This is a genomic window from Kitasatospora sp. NBC_01250 (genome assembly GCF_036226465.1).
In the GTDB taxonomy this organism is placed as follows: Bacteria; Actinomycetota; Actinomycetes; order Streptomycetales; family Streptomycetaceae; genus Kitasatospora.
The window spans coordinates 858,529-877,178 of the sequence record NZ_CP108476.1 but is presented as its reverse complement, the minus strand read 5'-3'; the positions used below and the strand labels follow the sequence as shown (position 1 = coordinate 877,178).

Annotated in this window: 17 protein-coding genes; 10 read left to right on the top strand and 7 right to left on the bottom strand. The window is 73.6% G+C overall.

The genetic code is table 11. The features are described 5' to 3' along the window. The first annotated feature begins 76 nt into the window (after positions 1 to 76). Positions 77 to 1,366 (top strand): SulP family inorganic anion transporter, encoded by a 1,290-nt coding sequence (locus OG500_RS04085; RefSeq protein ID WP_329576641.1) that lies wholly within the window; start codon positions 77 to 79, stop codon positions 1,364 to 1,366. A 59-nt stretch (positions 1,367 to 1,425) separates the two neighbouring features. Here OG500_RS04085 and OG500_RS04080 read toward each other — a convergent pair whose 3' ends face one another. Both OG500_RS04080 and OG500_RS04075 read right to left on the bottom strand, forming a co-directional pair. Further along, positions 1,426 to 2,217 (bottom strand): DUF3050 domain-containing protein, encoded by a 792-nt coding sequence (locus OG500_RS04080; RefSeq protein WP_327064963.1) that lies wholly within the window; start codon positions 2,215 to 2,217, stop codon positions 1,426 to 1,428. A gap of 334 nt (positions 2,218 to 2,551) precedes the next feature. Further along, positions 2,552 to 3,247, bottom strand: coding sequence for an SDR family NAD(P)-dependent oxidoreductase (locus OG500_RS04075; RefSeq protein ID WP_329576637.1), 696 nt, complete (start codon positions 3,245 to 3,247; stop codon positions 2,552 to 2,554). A gap of 93 nt (positions 3,248 to 3,340) precedes the next feature. On the opposite strand from OG500_RS04075, the gene OG500_RS04070 reads away from it, so the two are divergent. Continuing rightward, a complete protein-coding gene (locus OG500_RS04070; protein ID WP_327064961.1) occupies positions 3,341 to 3,973 on the top strand; it encodes a TetR/AcrR family transcriptional regulator in 633 nt (210 codons plus the stop codon). Here OG500_RS04070 and OG500_RS04065 read toward each other — a convergent pair. From OG500_RS04065 to OG500_RS04055, 3 genes are all read right to left on the bottom strand, one after another. Then, the gene (locus tag OG500_RS04065; protein ID WP_329576633.1) at positions 3,921 to 4,418 is read right to left on the bottom strand and encodes a hypothetical protein; all 498 of its coding nucleotides are present in this window, start codon (positions 4,416 to 4,418) and stop codon (positions 3,921 to 3,923) included. The two genes, OG500_RS04070 and OG500_RS04065, sit on opposite strands and share 53 nt — an antisense overlap. A gap of 119 nt (positions 4,419 to 4,537) precedes the next feature. After that, positions 4,538 to 5,560 carry a FecCD family ABC transporter permease gene (locus tag OG500_RS04060; protein WP_442789104.1) on the bottom strand — a complete coding sequence of 341 codons (1,023 nt, stop codon included), beginning with the start codon at positions 5,558 to 5,560 and terminating at the stop codon, positions 4,538 to 4,540. Continuing rightward, on the bottom strand, positions 5,557 to 6,645 hold the full coding sequence (locus OG500_RS04055) for a FecCD family ABC transporter permease (protein ID WP_329576629.1): 1,089 nt from the start codon (positions 6,643 to 6,645) through the stop codon (positions 5,557 to 5,559). The genes OG500_RS04060 and OG500_RS04055 overlap by 4 nt, the downstream gene beginning before the upstream one ends. A 191-nt stretch (positions 6,646 to 6,836) precedes the next feature. On the opposite strand from OG500_RS04055, the gene OG500_RS04050 reads away from it, so the two are divergent. The 3 genes from OG500_RS04050 to OG500_RS04040 all read left to right on the top strand — a co-directional run bounded on the left by OG500_RS04050 (position 6,837) and on the right by OG500_RS04040 (position 9,921). Continuing rightward, positions 6,837 to 7,883: an ABC transporter substrate-binding protein gene (locus OG500_RS04050; protein ID WP_327064958.1), complete on the top strand. Its 1,047-nt coding sequence runs from the start codon at positions 6,837 to 6,839 to the stop codon at positions 7,881 to 7,883. 50 nt (positions 7,884 to 7,933) lie between these two features. Next, positions 7,934 to 8,842 (top strand): siderophore-interacting protein, encoded by a 909-nt coding sequence (locus tag OG500_RS04045; RefSeq protein ID WP_442789307.1) that lies wholly within the window; start codon positions 7,934 to 7,936, stop codon positions 8,840 to 8,842. A gap of 83 nt (positions 8,843 to 8,925) precedes the next feature. Next, positions 8,926 to 9,921 (top strand): aldo/keto reductase, encoded by a 996-nt coding sequence (locus OG500_RS04040; protein WP_327064957.1) that lies wholly within the window; start codon positions 8,926 to 8,928, stop codon positions 9,919 to 9,921. 17 nt (positions 9,922 to 9,938) lie between these two features. Here the strand turns inward: OG500_RS04040 and OG500_RS04035 are convergent, their stop codons facing one another. Continuing rightward, a complete protein-coding gene (locus OG500_RS04035; protein ID WP_327064956.1) occupies positions 9,939 to 10,508 on the bottom strand; it encodes a hypothetical protein in 570 nt (189 codons plus the stop codon). Positions 10,509 to 10,682: 174 nt separating this feature from the next. Between OG500_RS04035 and OG500_RS04030 the strand changes: the two genes are divergently transcribed. Then, positions 10,683 to 11,108: a VOC family protein gene (locus OG500_RS04030; RefSeq protein ID WP_327064954.1), complete on the top strand. Its 426-nt coding sequence runs from the start codon at positions 10,683 to 10,685 to the stop codon at positions 11,106 to 11,108. Here the strand turns inward: OG500_RS04030 and helR are convergent. Beyond that, positions 11,095 to 13,275 (bottom strand): RNA polymerase recycling motor ATPase HelR, encoded by a 2,181-nt coding sequence (helR, locus tag OG500_RS04025; RefSeq protein ID WP_327064953.1) that lies wholly within the window; start codon positions 13,273 to 13,275, stop codon positions 11,095 to 11,097. The genes OG500_RS04030 and helR overlap by 14 nt on opposite strands. A 253-nt stretch (positions 13,276 to 13,528) precedes the next feature. On the opposite strand from helR, the gene OG500_RS04020 reads away from it, so the two are divergent. From OG500_RS04020 to OG500_RS04005, 4 genes are all read left to right on the top strand, one after another. Further along, entirely contained in the window at positions 13,529 to 14,140 is a 612-nt protein-coding gene (locus tag OG500_RS04020; RefSeq protein WP_327064952.1) for a TetR/AcrR family transcriptional regulator, read from the top strand. A 258-nt stretch (positions 14,141 to 14,398) separates the two neighbouring features. Continuing rightward, entirely contained in the window at positions 14,399 to 14,956 is a 558-nt protein-coding gene (locus tag OG500_RS04015; RefSeq protein WP_329576623.1) for a methanogen output domain 1-containing protein, read from the top strand. Beyond that, positions 14,953 to 17,661, top strand: a complete 2,709-nt coding sequence (locus OG500_RS04010) for a SpoIIE family protein phosphatase (protein WP_329576619.1) — start codon at positions 14,953 to 14,955, stop codon at positions 17,659 to 17,661. Before OG500_RS04015 ends, OG500_RS04010 begins: the two co-directional genes overlap by 4 nt. After that, positions 17,658 to 18,605: a sensor histidine kinase gene (locus OG500_RS04005; protein WP_329576616.1), complete on the top strand. Its 948-nt coding sequence runs from the start codon at positions 17,658 to 17,660 to the stop codon at positions 18,603 to 18,605. The genes OG500_RS04010 and OG500_RS04005 overlap by 4 nt, the downstream gene beginning before the upstream one ends. The last annotated feature ends 45 nt before the right edge of the window (positions 18,606 to 18,650 follow it).

Here is an 18,650-nt window from a genome sequence, read left to right as displayed (position 1 = left end):
CCACCCCGGTCGGCCGTCACGCTGGCCTTCGGCCGCCGACCGGAGGGGCGCCGGACAGCACAGCTGGAGGTGCGCAGTGGAGCAGGGCGAACCGGAAGCCGAGCCCGAGCAGGACACCACCCGACCGGCTCCCCGCGACCTGCTGGCGGGCGGAATCACCGCGCTGTTCAGCGTGCCGGAGGGGATGGCGTACGCGGCGATCGCCGGGCTGGCTCCCGGCAGCGGGCTGAGCAGCGGTGTGCTGCCGGCCATGATGGGCTCGCTGCTGGGCCGCACCCCGCTGATGATCACCACCCTGACCAGCGCCATCGCCCTCACCTCGGGCAACGCGCTGCGCCACGCGCACCTGGACCCGACGCTGCCCGCGAACGTGGCCGCACTCACGCTGCTGGTCGCCGCCGCGATGGCCCTGTTCGCGCTGCTGGGGCTCGGTGCGGTGCTGCGGGGGATCTCGCTCGGGGCGGTGACCGGGTTCTCACTGGGAACCGCGGTCCAGATCATCGCGGGTGCGCTGCGCGAGGCGACCGGCTACCGGGCCCGGCACCACAACCGCCTGCTGCGGCTGGCCTCCTGGCTCGCGCACCCGGGGGCCTGGTCGCACCGCATGACGGCGGTGGCGGTGGCCACCGTGCTGGTCTGGGCCCTGGCCCACGCCGTCAGCCGGCTGCGCGCACTGGCCGTGCTGGTGGCCCTGGTGGTCACCGGGGTGCTGGTGCACGTCGCGGGGATCACGGTCCCGCTGGCCGCCTCGCTGGGCACGGTGCCCGGCGGGCTCCCGCAGCTGACCGTGCCGAACTGGTGGGTGATGCCCCACCTGGTCGGCGGCGCCTGCTCGGTGGCGGCGGTGGCACTGGCCCAGGCCGCCGCGATCGCGCCCGGGAGCCCGGCGGGCGGTCCGGCGGCCGGCGAGCCGGTGGGCCGCCGGGCCGGGCGCCGGGACGTGCTCGCCCAGGCCGCCGCGAACGCGGTCGGAGCCTTCTGCCACGCCCTGCCGGTCGGCGGCTCGCCCTCGCGCACCGCGGTCGCGGTCGCCGCCGGGGCGCGCAGCCGCTGGGCCGGGGTCGCCTCCGGCGTGGTGCTGGCCCTGCTGCTCTGCTTCTTCGGCCGGGTGACCGGGTTCATCCCGCTGGCAGTGGTCGGCGCCCTGCTGATCCTGATCGGCGTCAAGCTGGTGCTCGCGCGCCTGCCCGAGATCGCGCTGGCCTGGCGGCGGGGCTGGCGCGAACGCTCGCTGCTGGTGGTGACCTTCCTGGCGGCCACCCAACTACCGCTCCAGTACGCCCTGCTGCTCGGCGCACTGCTCTCGGGTGCGGCCCATGCGGTGGGGCTGCTGGTGGGCCACCGCAGGGTGGCGGCCACGGGGTGACCGCCACCGGCCGGTTCGCCGGCCCGCCGTCGGGCCGCCGTCCGCCCGCCGTCGGCCCGTCAGCCGCCGCAGTCGGCGAGGATCCCGTCCCACAGCGCGACCCGCGCCGAGAGCGCCCGGCGGACGGTCTCGGCGCACTGCGTCCAGCGTTCCGTGTCGTCGCCGCAGAGGTCGATCAGCATCTGCATCGCCATCGGGGTGTGCTGCTCGCCGTCCACCTCGATGTGGCGCGCGAGGTAGTCCTTGAAGACGGTCAGCCGGCCGTCCGCGTCCTCGATCCGGATCACCTGCTCGAACATCTCCGGGATCAGGTCCTCGCGGCCGAAGGCGAAGGCCGCGGCCTGACAGTGCACCGGTGTGCTCTGGATGATGTCCCAGGTGACCGCCACGAAGTCGGCGGCCGGGGACGGGATCCCGGCCGACTTCGCCGCCTCCGGCACGCCGGTCCCGGTGCCGATCAGCCGCAGGAAGCCGTCGATCGGCCGGGTGTCGGCCCCGCACCTGGCCATCCCCTCCAGGTAGAGCTCGAAGTGGCTGATGTAGCCGTCGCCGCGTTCGTCGCTCTCCTCGACCAGCACGATCTCGTTGATCAGCCGCCGGCTCGCGGTCGGCCCGCTCGGCACCCACGGGACCTGAACACAGGTCAGCCGCTGCTGCAGGCACTTGAGCAGCGACATGAAGTCCCAGACCGCGAAGACATGGCGCTCCTGGAACGTGCGGACCCGCTCCAGGGAGTCCAGCCTCCGGTAGAGCGGATGGCTGACCACTTCCTGGCGCACCGGCTCGATCGCCTCGCGCAGCGAGGTCAGGCCCGGGTGCGAGCGGTCCCAGTGATAGCGGTCGGAACTCATGGCGGCTCCTGAAGGGTGAGCGGCTCCGTGCGGACTGCCTGCCCGGCACGGAGGTTACGTGTCCGAACTTGCGCTCCAGGCTAAAGGACCACGCCTCGCGAATCCGGCACCACGGACTCCGGCATTCCGCGAAGTCGCCAACCGGGCTTGGTGGAAACGGCGTTGTCGCCGACGGGGGAATCGGCGATCCGCCATGTCCTGTCACTGTAAGTCGTTCATATGATCGACCCAATGACGCCGCGTCAGGCTCGAACTCCGGTTCCCTGAAAGCGCGGTGGTGCCCAGGCGCGGTGCCGCGGGACCATGCGCACCGCGCCGCGGGTGGGAGTGATTGCTACCACGGTACGGCCTCGCCATGGCGGTCCAGGAACTGCAGCCCCGGGGCGCCGGCCTGGGCTTCGAGGACGTCGACGACGGCGGGGATGCTCTCCTCGGGGGCGAGCGGCGCGTCGGGTCCGCCGAGCTCGGTGCGGTTGTGGCCGGGGTCGATGAGCAGCTTGGTGTGTCCGTCGTCGGCGTGGCGGACGGCATAGCTGCGCATCAGCTGGTTGAGCGCGGACTTGCTGGCCCGGTAGAGCTCGTAGCCTCCCTCGGTGTTGAGCGAGATGCTGCCCTGCTCGGAGGACATCACCGCGACGGTTCCGCCGGGTGCGACGAGCGGGCGCAGGATCTCCAGGGCGCGCAGCGGGCTCAGCGCGTTGGTGACCATCACCTCGCTGAACATCTCGGTCGGGACCTCGGCGATCGGCAGGTCGCCCTGGTTGATCGCGGCGTTGACGAAGAGCAGGTCGATCCGGCGGCCCGCCAGGCGCTCGCGCAGGGCCGCCAGTTCCTCGGGGCTGGTCATCTCCAGTGGTTCGAGGCCCAGTCGGCCGTTCGAGGCGTCGGCCTGCGCCTGCAGCTCGCCGCCGGCCTGACGGGTGGTGGCGACGACCTGCCAGCCGCGCCGGGCGAGTTCGGTGACCAGGACGAGGCCTAATCCGCGTGAGGCGCCGATGACGAGGGCTTGGCGATGGGACGGGGTGGACATGGGTGCTGCTCCTTCGCTGTGGTGTGACCCAAAGACTAGACGCGACGTTGCGTCTAGGCAAACCTTGCAGGCCACGGCCGGTAGGGTGTCCGCATGCCTGCCGCCAGCTCCCCGTCACCCAGGCCGCGTTCCGGCAACCGGCGCGACGAGGCCGCCCGCCTGGCGGTGCTGCACGCCGCGGACGACCTGCTCGCCGAGCACGGTTTCGCGGCCCTGACCATCGAGGCGATCGCGCGGGAGGCCGGCGTCGCCAAGCAGACGATCTACCGCTGGTGGCCCTCGAAGGTCGAGATCCTGCTCGACACGCTCATCGCGGACAGCGACAAACTCCTGCCCGTGCCGACCGGGGTCCCGACGGCACAGACCGTCCGCGGCTACCTGGGCGACTTCGCCGACTTCCTCACCGGCGACGCCGCCGGCAAGGTGCTGCTCGCGCTCATCGCCCAGGCGCAGCACGACCCCGCGACGGCCAGGAGCTTCCACGAGCGCTACCTCGCGCCACGCCGCGGCCAGGAGCGCGAGCTGCTCGCACGCGGGATCGAGGCCGGCGAGTTCTCACCCGTGCTCGGGCCCGACGACCTGCTGGACGCGCTGCTCGGCCCGCTCGTCCACCGCGCCCTGATGGGATCGCGTGTCCCCCGCGATCTGGTGGACACCCTGGTCGAGGAGCTGCTCAGGCCCCGCGGCGACCGCCGGGCGGGTGGAGCAGCCCGATCACCCCGCTGAGCAGGCCGGCCAGCCCGAGCGCGATGGCCAGGGCCGGGAGTGCCCCGGCCACCCAGTGCAGCTGACTGGGGAACAGCACGTGCCCCGGGCGGCTGGTGTCGACAAGCACGAACTCCTGCTCGCCCGGGGAGAGGCGAGCGGGGGCGGTGATCGGGTCGTCGACCGTGTCGGTGACGTCCTGGCCGGCGACGAGCTGGTCGACGGTGATCCGGGTGGCGTTCTCCGCCCGCTTGGTGTAGTCGACGGAGTCGATGACGACGGCCACCCGCGGGGCGTGGTGGAAATGGGCCCAGGCGGCGGCGTACTCCCAGCCGTACCAGCCCCCGAGCGCGAGGAGGGCCAGGCCGACCAGGGCCCGTACCGCCTTCCCGGCCTGGTGCCTGCTCACCGGCGGCACGTGGTCGTCGTTCCACAGTTCCGCCGGCTCCGCGTCCCCCGCTGACACCGTGCCCTCCCTCGCCGTCGCCGCAGGCCGCCGCCGGTGGATCAGCCTCCGGCGGCGGTCCGGGTGAGACTACTCCTGCGGGTCGTGGGCGCCCTGACCAGGGGGGATGTGGGGCGCCGTCAGATCCGGCCCGCCCGGCGTTCGGCGGCCAGCAGCCAGACCAGGTAGCCGCCGCCGAGGACGCCGGTCACCACGCCGACCGGCAGCTGGTGGTCGGTGATCAGCTGCTGCGCCGTCCAGTCGGCGGTGACCAGCAGTGCGGCGCCGGTGCACATCGAGGCGAGCAGGTTGGGGCCCGGGGCCCGGGTCGTCCGCCGGGCCAGCTGGGGGGCGGTCAGTGCGACGAAGGAGACCGGCCCGGCGGCGGCCGCGGCCAGTGAGCAGAGCAGCACCGCGGCGGCCAGCAGCATCAGCCGCAGCGACTGGACCCGCACGCCGAGCGCGGCGGCCAGGTCGTCGCCCAGTTCGAGCAGCCGCAGCGCCCGGGCGCAGCCCACCAGGACCAGCGGGGCGAGGAGAGCGAGCGTGACCGCGAGCGGCAGCGCGTCGCCCCAGCCGCGGCCGTCCAGACTGCCGGTCAGCCAGAGCACCGCGCGGGCGGCGTCGGTCAGCCGGGTGCGGGTCAGCAGGTAGCCGTTGACCCCGGTGAGGATAGCGGCGGCGCCGATCCCGACCATCACCAGCTGGCCGCTGCGCAGGCCGCCGCGCCAGGAGAGCGCGCAGACGGCCGCGCCGGCCGCCACCCCGCCGGCCACCGCACCGCCGGCCAGCGCGAGGCTGCTGCCGCCGGCCACCACGACGAGCAGCGCCCCGGTCGCCGCGCCCTGGGTGACGCCCAGCACGTCGGGGCTGCCGAGGGGGTTGCGCACCAGGGACTGGAAGAGCGCGCCCGACAGCGCGAGCGCGGCGCCGACCAGCAGGGCGGTCACCACCCGGGGCAGCCGCAGCTCGTTGACGATGAAGTCCTCGGCGGGGGAGCCGCCGCCGGTCAGCGCGCGCAGCACCTCGGCCGGGCCGATGGGGTAGTCGCCGCTGCCCAGGCTGAGCACGCTCATCAGCAGGGCCAGCAGGGCCGAGGCCCCACCGGCGACCAGAGCGCGCGGCCAGTGGCGCGGGGTGCGCCCGGAACGGATGGTCGTCACAGCCGGGCCACCTTTGCGCGCCGTGCGTGGAAGAGGAAGAACGGGCCGCCCAGCACGGCGGTCACCACACCGACCTGCACCTCGCCGGGCCGGCCGAGGACGCGGCCCAGCACGTCCGCGCCGAGCAGCAGCACCGGCGCGAGCACCGCGCAGTACGGCAGTTGCCAGCGCAGGTCGGGTCCGGTCAGGGCCCGTACGAGGTGCGGGACCAGCAGGCCGACGAAGACGATCGGGCCGCAGGCCGCGGTGGCGGCGCCGCAGAGCAGGGTGATCGCGACCATGGCCGCTCCGCGCACCGTGCCGGGCCGGGCGCCGAGTGCGCGGGCGCTCTGGTCGCCGAGCGCCAGCGCGTTCAGCGGCCGGGCCAGCGCCAGCGCCAGCAGGGTGCCGAGGCCGACGAACGGCAGCACCGCGACCACGGTGTCGGGTCGGGCGCCGGCGAGCGACCCGACCGTCCAGAACCGCATCCTCTCCAGCGAGTTGGTGTCCAGCAGCATCACCGCGCTGACGAAGGAGTAGAGCGTGGCGTTGAGCGCCGCCCCGGCCAGCGCCAGCCGGCCGGGAGTCGCGCCGCGCCCGCCGCCGACGGCGTAGACCAGCACCGAGACGAGCGCGGCGCCGGCCAGCGCGAACCAGACGTAGCCGTCGAAGGTGGCCACGCCCAGCAGCGAGATGGCGCTGACCACGGCGGCGGAGGCGCCCGCGTTGATCCCGAGCAGGCCCGGGTCGGCCAGCGGATTGCGGGTCAGGGCCTGCATGACGCCGCCGGCCAGGCCGAGCGCGCTGCCGGCCACCAGGCCGAGCAGGGTGCGCGGCAGGCGCATCTGGTGCACCACCGGGTAGTCGGGCGACGTGTGGTCGAGCAGGCCGTGCCAGACCTCACCCACCGACAGGGCGCGGGCGCCGACGCCGATGCTCAGGCCCAGCACGGCCAGCAGGAGCAGCACCGCGGCCAGCAGTCCGCCGGTCCGCAGGGCGGTGCGGGCGGGCGCCCCGGTCGTGCCCGGCACCGGCCCGGCTGACCCGGACGGCGGCCGGGCACCGGGGGAAGGGCCTTGGGGCGCAAGGGATTTGCCGACCGACATGAGTGGACTCCGGGGCTGGTGGGAGGGGCGGTGTGCTCCTCTGGACGTGAACTTAGGTTAGGTTAACCTAAGTCGACCGGGGTGATCTTCCCGGCCGTCCCCACGCCGTCCCCACGCGTGCCCCGACGTCCCCACCGCCCCGCCCCAGAAGTCCCCCACCGTCCCGTCAAGTCCCCGAGAAGAGAACCCACATGCACTCCAGCCCCGCCCGCCGGCTCTCCCGTCGCGGCCTGCTCGCCGCCGGTGGTGCCACCGCCCTCGGTGCCCTGCTGACCGCCTGCAACAGCGGTGGCACCACGAAGGGCGGATCCGCCCCGGCCTCCGGGACGGCGAAGCAGGGCCCCTGGTCCTTCACCGACGACCAGCCCAAGCAGCTCGGCGCGCCCAGCGCCCCCACCCGCATCGTCGCCTTCACCGGCGCCGCCGCCGCGCTGGTCGACTTCGGGCTCGACCGGCAGATCACCGGGGTCTTCGGCGAGACCAGGGCGGCCGACGGCAAGGCCGACCCGCAGGCCGGCGACCTGGACATCGACAAGGTCACGATCGTCGGCAACGCCTACGGCGAATTCGACCTGGAGAAGTACGCGGCGCTGCGCCCCGACCTGCTGGTGACCCACATGTACGACCCGGGCGCCTTCTGGTACGTCCCGGACGAGAGCAAGGCCAAGATCCTGCAGATCAACCCGGACGTCGCGGCGATCACGGTGGCCCGGGTGCCGATCACCCAGCCGATCGAGCGCTACGCCGCGCTGGCCGCGTCGCTGGGCGCGGACCTGGGCGCGAAGAAGGTCACCGACGCCAAGGCCCGCTTCGAGGCCGCCTCCGAGAGCGTGCGGCAGGCCGCCAAGGCGGCCGGTGGCATCAAGGTGCTGGCCGCCTCCGGCAGTCCGGACCTCTTCTACGCCTCCAACCCGCAGATCGCCACCGACCTGATGTACTTCGCCCAACTCGGCGTGGACCTCGTGGTGCCGAACGAGCTCGGCACCGGTGGCTACTTCGAGGGCCTGAGCTGGGAGAACGCCGGAAAGTACCCGGCCGACCTGATCCTGCTGGACGACCGCAGCCTCGCGCTCCAGCCCAAGGACCTGAGCAGCAGGCCGACCTGGAACCAGCTGCCGGCCGTCAAGGCGGGCCAGGTCACCCCGTGGAGCTCGGTGCCACGCTTCTCCTACGCCGGCGCCGCGCCGCTGCTGGAGCGGCTGGCCAAGGCCGTCCAGAGCGCCAAGAAGGTCAGTTGACCGCCACGGGGGCCGCCGGACCGGACGCGCTGCCTGTGCGGCCGGACGCGCTGCCCGCCGCGCCGGACACGCTGTACGGCGGCCAGTACCGCTTCGTCGAGGCCCAGGTGGTGCGCAGCCGCCGGCTCGGGCCCACGCTGACCCGGATCACCTTCGGCGGTGAGCAGTTGGCGCGGCTGGCCGCCGGCGGCCGGGACCAGAGCTTCTCGCTCTTCCTGCCGCACCCCGGCCAGTCGGCCCCGGTGCTGCCCGTCGCGGCGGGCGAGGACTGGTTCGCCCGGTGGCGCGCGCTGGACCCCGCCGTCCGGGCCGTCATGCGCGCCTACACCATCCGCGCCCACCGGCCCGAACCCGCCGAGGTGGACGTGGACTTCGCCCTGCACGGGACCGCGCCCGGCGACCCGCCCGAGGCGGCAGGGCCGGCCTCGCGCTGGGCGGCCGCGGCCCGCCCCGGCGACCGGGTGGTCCTGCTGGGCCCGGCGCTGGCGGACAACCGCAGCGTGGGCTTCCGGCCGCCACCGGACGCCGAGCGGGTGCTGATCGTGGCGGACGAGACGGCGCTGCCCGCGGTCGGCGGCATCCTCGAGTGGCTGCCGGCCACCGCGCGGGTGACGGCCTTCATCGAGGTCCCGCACCCGCAGGACGTCCAGCACCTCGCCTGCGCGGGCGAGGCGGAGATCAGCTGGCTGGTCCGCGACACCACTGAGGGGTCACCGGTCGGCGGGTCACTGGTCGCCGGGTCACTGCTTTCGGCCGTGCGCGCCGCGCGGCTGCCCGAGGGCGCGCCGTACGCGTGGATCGCGGGCGAGGCCGGCATGGTCAGAGCGGTGCGCCGACACCTGGTGCGCGAGCGCGGGATCGACCGCAGCTCCGTCTTCTTCTCCGGTTACTGGCGCCGCGGCGCCTCGGAGGAGCAACTGCGCGCGGAGCGCCCGGCGGGCGAGGACAGCACCGGGTGAACCGGTGGGACGGGTGCGACGGATAGGGTTCCGGGTGCCGGTGGGGCCGCCCACCAGCGGAAACGACCGAAGGGACGCCCAGCATGCCGACCGCACCCGCCGCCGAAGGCTCCGTCAGCTCGCCGATCACACGGTTCGGCCTGGGGACGGCCGCGGTCGGGCGCCCCGGCTACATCACCCTCGGCCGGGACCTCGACCTGCCCGCCGAGCGCAGTGTGGCGGCGCTGCGCGAGCGCACCCACGCACTGCTGGACGCCGCGCACGCCGCCGGGGTGCGGTACTTCGACACCGCCCGGTCCTACGGCCGGGCCGAGGAGTTCGTGGCCGAGTGGCTGGCGGCCCGGCCCGAGGCGGCCGCCGACAGTGTCGTGGGCAGCAAGTGGGGCTACACCTACACCGCCGACTGGCAGGCCTCGGGGGTGCCGGTGCACGAGGTCAAGGAGCACTCGGCGGCGGTGTTCGACCGTCAGGTCCAGGAGACCCGGGCGCTGCTGGGTGGCCACCTGGATGTCTACCTGGTGCACTCGGTCACTCCGGACAGCCCGGCGCTGACCGACCCGGTGCTGCACGCCCGGCTGGCGGCGCTGGCCGGGCAGGGGGTCCGGGTCGGCCTGTCGACCAGCGGCCCGGCCCAGGCCCGGACCATCCGTGCGGCGCTGGCGGTGACGGTGGAGGGGCGGCCGCTGTTCAGCGCCGTCCAGGCCACCTGGAACCTGCTGGAGACCTCCGCCGCCCCCGCGCTGGCCGAGGCCCACGCGGCGGGCTGGCTGGTGGTGGTGAAGGAGGGCATGGCCAACGGCCGCCTCGCCGACCGCAACGCCACCGGCCCCGACACCGCCGCACTGCGCTCGCTGGCCGCCCGCACCGGCGCCTCCTGCGACGCGCTCGCGCTGGCGGTGGCCGCCGCCCAGCCGTGGGCCGGCATCGTGCTCTCCGGCGCGGCGACCCTGGAGCACCTGGCCTCCAACCTGGGCGCCGCGGGGCTCGCGCTCGACCCCGGCGAGCTGGCCGGACTCGCCGCCCTCGCCGAGCCCGCCGAGGCCTACTGGCGCACCCGCAGCGCGCTGCCCTGGGCGTAGGGTCCCCGGACCCGGCGTCAGAGCAGCAGGCCGACGACGAGCATCACCAGCGCGCCCGCCAGGCTCGCCGCGATCAGGCCCCAGGCCGTCCATTCGAGCCTGCGCATGGCCGGGGAGAGCGGGTGGAGCGTGCCCCGGCGGGTGGCGAGCGGCGGGCGCTGGGCCCGCTGCCGGTCGGTGGGGTGGCGCCGGGAGACGGCGGAGAGTGCCTGCAGGCCCACACCGACGCCCGCCAGCGAGCCGAGCACCGCGCTCAGGGTCAGGGCGGCGGAGCCCCAGCCCACCGGATCGAGGGTCAGCGAGCTCTCCCGCTGGCGGCGCAGCACCTTGCCCACCGGGTAGACGCCGTTGTCGCCGTAGTACTCGTCCACCACGGTGCCGTCGTCCGAGGCGAAGGAGCCGGCGCACTGGGTGCGGCGGCCCTTGCCCTCGCCGGTGGTCTCGCAGGAGGTGATGGTCAGCTTTCCCGGCTTGCCGGCCCAGCCGAGTTCGAACGGCACGCTGCTGCCGAACAGGAGCATCCCGATCAGCCCGGCCGCCACCACCACCCAGGCCCGGGCCAGCCACCCGGCACGGCTTCTGGGCACGCGTGACAGGATCATGTTCCTCAGTTCCCCGTTGCCGATCAACCGGATGTCGATCAACCGGCTCGGTACCGTACCGCGCCACTCCGACGGCTGGTCGGCGGCCCCCGGGGCAGGCCGCGGGAGGTGCCCTTCGCCTGTTGACGTCCGGACACGAGGCGGATCAAGGTGGTGGCCATGACCACTCCCGCGTTCCATCTCGCCATCCCGGTCGACGACCTGACGACGGCCCGCGCCTTCTACGGCGGCCTGCTCGGCCTGACCGAGGGCCGCTCGACCGACGGCTGGGTCGACTGGGACCTGCACGGCCACCAGCTGGTCACCCACCTGGTGCCCGGCCTCCGCCAGCAGCCCGCCGGGCACGGCACGGTGGACGGCCACCGCGTCCCGGTGCCGCACTTCGGGCTGGTGCTGGGCGGGCCGGCCTTCCAGGAGCTGGCCGGGCGCCTGACGGCGGCCGGGACCGAGTTCGTCATGGCGCCGTCGCTGCGCTACGCCGGGCTGCCGGCCGAGCAGTGGACCATGTTCCTGCTCGACCCGGCCGGCAACGCCCTGGAGTTCAAGGCACTGAGCGACCCGACCCAGCTCTTCAGCCGCTGGTGAGGACGACGAGCTGGCGGGTCGCCCGGGTCATCGCGACGTAGCGGTCGACCGCGCCCTCGATGCCCTGGCCGAAGCTCTCCGGGTCGATCAGGACGACCAGGTCGAACTCCAGCCCCTTGGACAGCTCCGGCGTCAGCAGCCGGACCCGTGCGTTCTCCCGGAACGCCGAGCGGAACGTCTCCTGGAGGGACGGATCGACGATGACGCAGGCCGTCCCCTCGGCGTGCTCGGCGAGCCAGGCCGCCAGGATCGGGTCCAGCTCCGCCACCGCCGCGTGCACGACGGGGATGCCGCTGCTGCGGATGGAGGTCGGCACGTTGGCGTCCGGGAGCACGGCGCGGATCACCGGCTCGGCCTGCGCCATCACCTCCTCCGGCGTGCGGTAGTTGACGCTCAGCGAGGTCACCTCGACCCGGTCGAGCCCGATCCGCGCCAGGCGCTGCTGCCACGACTCGGTGAAGCCGTGCCGGGCCTGCGCGCGGTCCCCGACGATGGTGAAGCTGCGGGAGGGGCAGCGCAGCAGCAGCATCTGCCATTCGGCGTCGGTCAGTTCCTGCGCCTCGTCGACGATGATGTGCGCGAACGGGCCGGCCAGTGCGTCCCGTTCGGCGCCGGGCAGTGCGCCCTCGTCGATCAGGCTGTCCTGCAGGTCCCGCCCGCGCAGCATGGTCACCGCGCCCTCGCCGTCGTCGTCGGCCAACAGGATGTCGTCGATGACGCCGGCCATCCGCTCGCGCTCGGCGGCGATGGCGGCGTCGTGGCGGCGCTTGCGCCGGGCCGCCTGCGGGTCGCCGAGGCGCTGGCGGGCCGCGTCCAGCAGCGGCAGGTCGCTGACCGTCCAGGCCTGCGCGTCGGCCTTGGCGCGCCGCAGCGCGCGCACCTCGTCCGGGCCCAGCCAGGGCGCGCACATCCGCAGGTAGGCGGGCACCGTCCAGAGGTCCCCGACCAGGTCGGCCGCCTCGATCAGCGGCCAGGCCCGGTGGAGGGCGGTGACCAGGTCCTGGTCCCGCTGCAGCCCGCGCAGCAGCAGTTCGGGCGTGACGGCCTCGTCGTCGAGCCGGTCCAGCAGGATCGAGACCAGCTCCTCCCAGACCTGCTCGCGCGCCTCGTTGTGCGGGGTGCCCGGCCCCGGCGCGTCGAACGCCTCGGCCCAGTCCTCGGCGCTCACCCGCAGGTCGGCCCAGTAGGTGCTGACCGTCAGCGCCTCGGTGGGCGGCTCCTCGTAGAACCGGACGGCCTTCTCGATCGCCTTGACCATGCCGGCGGACGACTTCAGCCGCGCCACCTCCGGGTCGGCCTCGACCGCCGCCTGCGCACCCTCGGCGACGAGGTCGCGCAGGGTGCAGGTCCGCACCCCCTCCTCGCCGAGGCTGGGCAGCACGTCGGCGACGTAGGCCAGGTAGGGCTGGTGCGGCCCGACGAACAGTACGCCGCCGCGGCGCTGCCCCAGGCGCGGGTCGGAGTAGAGCAGGTAGGCGGAGCGGTGCAGGGCGACCACGGTCTTGCCAGTGCCCGGTCCGCCGTCGACGACCAGGGCGCCTCGTGAGCCCGCCCGGATGATGGCGTCCTGGTCGGCCTGGATGGTGGCGAGCACGTCGCGCATCCGGGGCGAGCGGGTGCTGCCGAGGCTCGCGATGAAGGCGGACTGGTCGTCGAGCGCGGCGTGCCCTTCGAGGCGGTCGGCGGTGAACACCTCGTCCCAGTAGTCGTTGATCCGCCCGCGGGTCCAGCGGTAGCGGCGACGGCTGACCAGGCCCATCGGGTCGGCGTGGGTCGCGGCGAAGAACGGCTCGGCCGCGGGGGAGCGCCAGTCGAGCAGCAGGCGGCGGCCCGTGCTGTCGGTGAGGCCGAGCCGGCCGACGTAGACCGGCTCGGGGTGGTCCGCGCTGACGATGTGTCCCAGGCACAGGTCCAGCCCGAAGCGGCGCAGGGCGCTGAGCCGGCCGGTCAGCCGGTGGATCTCCAGGTCCCGGTCCATCGCCTCGCGGCCCTTGCCGCCGGGCGCCCTGCGCTCGGCGTCGAGCCGGTCGGAGAGCTCGGCGATCGCCTGCCCGAGGCTCTCCGCGATGGCGGCGAAGTGCTGCTCGTCGCCGGCGATCAGCGCCGGGTCGGCCTTGGGGGAGAGGTGGTCGGGAAGATCGAACGCGCTGGTGATCAAGGGGTTCATGGTGGGGATCTCCCGTTTCCGCAGGTGCTGGCCTCGGCCAGCGATTCTGCGCCCCCAGGGGGGCCTTGCCGCAAGGCCCCCTGTGCGTTATAAGTTGAGAGTGGCAAGAGGTGGGTTTCTCCCTCTTGCCGTTGCTGTTTTCCGCGGGGGTTCCGCCGGCCCGGGCTGCCGCTCTCGACCTCTTTGTGAGAGTGCGGTCGCGTGAGCGTAGTAGACTCGCAGGATCAGCGATCCAGCGGAGGAGGGCGCACCGGTGACAGCACAACCGACGGCAGGCCGCGTCAACCAGAAGCTCCGCACCCGCGGCGCGATCGTCCGGGCCGCGGCCGAACTGAGCACCACCGGGCGCGAGGTGACGATGCCCGAGATCGCCAGGGTCGCGCTGGTCTCGGAGGCCACGGCCTACCGGTACTTCCCCGACCTCGCCAGCCTGTTGGGCGAGGCCATCGCCGACCAGCTGCCCAGTGCGGAGGAAGCGCTCCGGCCGGTCGCCGACTCCGACGACCCGGTGGTCCGCATCGCCGCCGTCACCGAGTTCCTGCTGCGCCACGTGCAGAGCCGGCAGGGCGTGGTGCGGGCGCTGATCGCGGCGACCATCACCAGGCCGGGCCGGCCCAACGCCCGCCCCGGCCTGCGCTTCGGCCTGATCGACAGTGCCCTCGCCCCCCTCGACGTCTCGCTCGGCGCCACCGATCCCGCCGCCCTCGCCCAGCTCAAGCGCGACCTGGCGGTCGTGGTGAGCGCCGAGGCCCTGTTCAGCCTCACCGACCTGCACGGCCTCGACCCCGAGGCGGCCGTCGTCAGCATCGTGCACACGGCCGTCACCCTCACCCGCGCCGCGTCCGAGGCCGCCTCCCAGGGCTGAACCGGCGTCAGCCCTCGGCCTGGTCGACGGCCCCGCCCTCAGTCTTCGACGGCCCCGCCACCAGTCGGAGTCGTGGCGGGCGCTGCCGACTTCGCTCGACGCCGGCAGCCGTGGCCAGCGTCACCCCCGAGCCGTCCACGCTTGAAACCCGCGTATGCGGGCAGGCGGTCCACGCGCAGGCGGTGATCGCCGAACAACGACGTGCGTCCCTCGGTGACGTTGCGCAACCGCTGTGACCGGACGCGACAGGAGCCAGAGATGACGCATGCGGCTGATGCCGACATTCCCCTCGACCGAGATATCTTCCTGCGAACACTGGTGCGAGAACTGGCCGCCTCGCTCGAGTCGGTCGTCGGCCTCCAGGAGGCGTCCGGCTACATCAGCCTGGTGGGGCAGACCGTCGGTACCCACATCGACGACATGTACACCCGCGCTCTCGCGGTCGAGCGGCTCTCCCGTGAGCAGGTGGCAGACGTGTTGGTGGACCTGAAGCAACGCATCCACGGGGACTTCTACATCATCGAGCAGGACGACCGGAGGATCGTGCTCGGAACCCGCAGCTGCCCCTTCGCGGAGAAGGTGATCGGACGCGAGTCGATCTGCATGATGACCTCCAACGTCTTCGGCACCATCGCCGCCCGCAGCCTCGGCTACGCGCAGGTCGAACTCGTGGAGACGATCGCGCGCGGTGCTGCGGGCTGCCGCGTCGTCGTGCACCTGGTTCCCGGGGCGGGCGCGGCACAGGACCTGGGGCGGGAGTACTTCGGTGACGTGCCCCCGGTACCTGCCGCGGCCGCGGGGCGGGTGGTCGAATGAGTCTGGGCCTGTTCCAGGCCATCGCCAAGCTGCTGCCCAACCCGGTCCTCCTGTGTACGGCGGACGGGCAGATCCTTGCCGCGAATCCGGCCGCCACCCGCTTCGTCATCCATCTGCGCGCCGGCGCCGACCTGTTCGGCCTGGCCGCGGAGGACTCCGATCTCCTGCGCCTGCACATGAACCACTGGCTGCGCAGCGGCGACCCGCTGCCCGGTTCCCTGACCGTCAAGGATCCCGGCGGTCAGCTGGTGCGCTTTCGCTGCCACGGCGCCCGCGCCATCTGGTGGGACGGCCCGCAGCCGGCCGTGCAGTTGCACATGACGCGGCTGGACCATACCGACCAGTTCGTGGCCCTGAGCCAGCAAGTGATAGCCCTCAACCGCGAGGTGGCCTACCGCCGCGCGGCAGAAGCCGAACGCGAGCGCCTGCTCGCCGCGGAGAAGAGCGGACGTGCCCGACTTCAGCACCTGTACCAGCTGACCGCCGCCCTCGCCTCGGCCGCCACCCTGGCCCAGGTCGCCCAAGCGGTCCACCAGACCGCGCCCGGGGCGCTCAACGCGACAGGAGTGGACCTGCAACTGCACTCGCGGCGACTGATCCCCTCGCTGGAGCCGGACGACACGCTGTTCGCCCTGGCCGGAAACACCTGGACCGACCTCGACCGGCGGAGCCCCCGCACGCCTGATCGGGCGAACTCCGTCGGGGTGGCGGGGGACCACGGCGCGACCACGGCCCACGCCCTGCTCCAGGCGGACGGCGTGGAACTGGGCGGCCTCCTCGTGCACCACAGACCCGACGACGGGCCCGCGCCCGAACACCTCACCGCCGTCGCCCAGCAGATCGCCCAGGCGGTGCGCCGCGCCGGCCTCTACGAGCACGAGCACCGCGTCGCCGAGCGACTGCAGCTGAGCCTGCTGCCGCGCCTTCCGCCCGTCACCGGCCTCGACCTGGCCGGCTGCTACGCGGCGGGGACCAACCAGGTCAAGGTCGGCGGCGACTGGTACGACGTCCACCTTCTCGACGAGGAGCACATCGGGCTCACCATCGGGGACGTTGCAGGACACGGCCTGGCCGAGGCCGCCGCCATGGCCCAGATCAGCGCGGCCCTGCGCAGCATCGCCATGCGCTGCGGCCACCGCCCTGCCGACGTCCTGCACGAGCTCAACGACTTCGTCGGCCGCTACCACCCCGACCTCATGGCCACCGCCTGCTACCTGGTCCTCAACCGCCGTACCCACACTCTTCGTTACGCCAGGGCCGGCCACCCACCGCCCCTCCTGATCACCGTCGACGGCAAGAGTCGCTACCTCGACCAGGCCCTGGCGCCCCCGGTGGGTCCGGTACCGGAAGCGCGCTACTGCGAAGCAGAGGTCGCCATGGAGTGCGGCGACACCGTCCTGCTCTACACCGACGGGCTGATCGAACGGCGCGGGGAGAGCCTGGACGTCGGTCTCGACCGCCTGACCGCTCTCGCCGAAGCCACCGTCGGCCTCAGCGCCGCACACCTGTGCGACCTGTTCCTGAATCACCAGCCTGGCGCCGAGTTCCCCGACGACCGCGCCCTGCTCGCCGTCAGCGTGCCCGCTGCCACGCTGCCCGCACCCCGGCAGGCCGAACGGCCACAGCGGACGGCTCCGAGCGCGCCCGCACCTCGGTCGGTCAGCAAGGCGCCGACGGCGCTCGCACCTGCCTCGCGCGTACACCGCCGCGCGCCGGCGACCAGCCTGGCTCTTGCAGGTTTGTCAGGACCTGGCCGGACCGGCCGGCCGACGGCCCTCGCCACCGTGGAGCCGCAGGTGTCCCCAGCCCACCCCGGACTGACCAACCCGCCCCGAGGCGACCACGCATGCTGCGTCTACAGCGATGATCAACAGTGGTCGGAGACCGTGACCGCCTTCGTCGGCGCGGGGCTGGCCAAGGGGGAGCGGGTGCTCTACTTCACCGACGGTACGCAGGCCCGTGCCGTGGTGGACGCGCTCGGGACGGCGGGCCTGGACGTGGACGCGGCGCTCGCGAGCGGCCAACTGGCGGTTCAGGGTGCCTCGCAGTCCTACCTCCAACAGCTGCCCTTCGACCCGGACACGGTGATCGCCGGGATGCGGCGGGCCTGCGAAGACGCTCTGGCGGCGGGCTACCCGGGCCTGCGGATCGGCGGTGAGATGGACTGGTGCACCAGGAGCGTGCCGGGGGCGGAGCGACTGCTGGAGTACGAACTGCGCCTGGAATCAGAGGTGTTCGCGGAACTTCCGCTGACGGGGCTGTGCCTGTTCGATCGCCGCGTGGACATCGCCGGTACGGCGGCCCTGCCGATCGCCGCCCACCGCACGCACGTGGTCCCCGGCCACCTCGGCGAGGATTCCCGCGTCCTGAAGCCGATTCCGTCGCCGCCCGTGTCACCTCCGCTCCACGTGCGCCCTCTGCGCGAGGGGGCGGGGGCACAACTGGTCGGTCATGCGGATCCGGACTCGCGCGCGTACCTGACGGCGGCTCTGGGCGCACTGGTCCGCCTTCCCGCTGCCGTTGTGCACCTCGACCTGAGCGGGACCGACTTCCTCGACGTCGAGGCACTCGCCCAACTGGTGCACACGGCCGGCGCTCTGAGAAGTGAGGGTCGACGGCTGGTCCTGCACCGACCTCCACTGTCGCTGCTGCGGGCAGCGCAGATGTTCCCCGACGAGTGCAGCGTCCTGGAGATGGCGGCATGACCAACACCGTGACCACGCTCCCGGACGCCGGGGCCTTCGTGCATCCCGCGCTGTTCTACCGGACCCTGGAGGAGTACGTCAGCGGGGTGGGCGGCTTCGTGCGCGCCGCCCTCACCGCGGACGAGCCGACGTTCGTGGCTGTGCCCGGCGCCCAACTCGACGCATTGCGCGAGTGGCTGGGGCCCCAGGCCGACGGTGTCGACTTCGCGGACATGACGGTGCTGGGCCGCAATCCCGGCCGGATCCTGGCGGCCCTGCAGGGCTTCGCCGACCGGCACCCCGGCCGGGCCGCCCGGATCGTCGGAGAGCCGATCTGGGCCAGCCGCTCGCGCGCGGAGACGCTGGAGGCCACCCGGCACGAGGCGCTCATCAACACCGCCTTCGCCGGCCGCGCCGCCACGATCCTGTGCCCCTACGACGTCACCGCGCTGCCCGAATCGGTGGTCGCCGACGCCCGGCGCACCCACCCCACCCTCATCGAGGACGGCCGCGCCGAGGCCAGCCCGGGCTACGCCGACCCCGCCGTCGTCTGCGCGGACTGCGACGAACCCCTGCCCGAACCCGTCCACGCCCTGACCTATCCCTATGCCGCGGGTCAGCTCGCCCAACTGCGTCAACACGCTCATGACTGGCTGTCGGGCACGTCCCTGGATCGAGCTCGCAGAGGCGACCTCGTGCTCGCGATCAGTGAGGCGACCGCCAACTCCGCCGCCCATGGCGGCGGAGCCGGCATCCTGCGGCTGTGGACCACCGAGCAGGGAGCCGCCGTCGCCGAGATCCGCGACAACGGCCACCTGCGCAACCCGCTCGCCGGACGCCGTCGCCCCGCCCTCAGCTCCGGCAACGGCGGCCGTGGCCTGTGGATGATCCACCAGCTGTGCGACCTCGTCGAGATCCGCGCCACCGACACCGGCCTCACCCTGCGCCTTCACCTGGCCCCGTGAGGCACAGGCGGTCGGGTGCCCGGTCACCCGTGGCAGGCGCGGAGC

Excerpts from the sequence above, each read along its gene's own strand:
- OG500_RS04005 (WP_329576616.1), top strand. The coding sequence starts at position 17,658 with ATGACCAACACCGTGACCACGCTCCCGGACGCCGGGGCCTTCGTGCAT.
- OG500_RS04055 (WP_329576629.1), bottom strand. The coding sequence starts at position 6,645 with ATGTCGGTCGGCAAATCCCTTGCGCCCCAAGGCCCTTCCCCCGGTGCC.
- OG500_RS04015 (WP_329576623.1), top strand. The coding sequence starts at position 14,399 with ATGACGCATGCGGCTGATGCCGACATTCCCCTCGACCGAGATATCTTC.
- OG500_RS04010 (WP_329576619.1), top strand. The coding sequence starts at position 14,953 with ATGAGTCTGGGCCTGTTCCAGGCCATCGCCAAGCTGCTGCCCAACCCG.
- helR (WP_327064953.1), bottom strand. The coding sequence starts at position 13,275 with ATGAACCCCTTGATCACCAGCGCGTTCGATCTTCCCGACCACCTCTCC.
- OG500_RS04040 (WP_327064957.1), top strand. The coding sequence starts at position 8,926 with ATGCCGACCGCACCCGCCGCCGAAGGCTCCGTCAGCTCGCCGATCACA.
- OG500_RS04070 (WP_327064961.1), top strand. The coding sequence starts at position 3,341 with ATGCCTGCCGCCAGCTCCCCGTCACCCAGGCCGCGTTCCGGCAACCGG.
- OG500_RS04080 (WP_327064963.1), bottom strand. The coding sequence starts at position 2,217 with ATGAGTTCCGACCGCTATCACTGGGACCGCTCGCACCCGGGCCTGACC.
- OG500_RS04075 (WP_329576637.1), bottom strand. The coding sequence starts at position 3,247 with ATGTCCACCCCGTCCCATCGCCAAGCCCTCGTCATCGGCGCCTCACGC.
- OG500_RS04030 (WP_327064954.1), top strand. The coding sequence starts at position 10,683 with ATGACCACTCCCGCGTTCCATCTCGCCATCCCGGTCGACGACCTGACG.
- OG500_RS04050 (WP_327064958.1), top strand. The coding sequence starts at position 6,837 with ATGCACTCCAGCCCCGCCCGCCGGCTCTCCCGTCGCGGCCTGCTCGCC.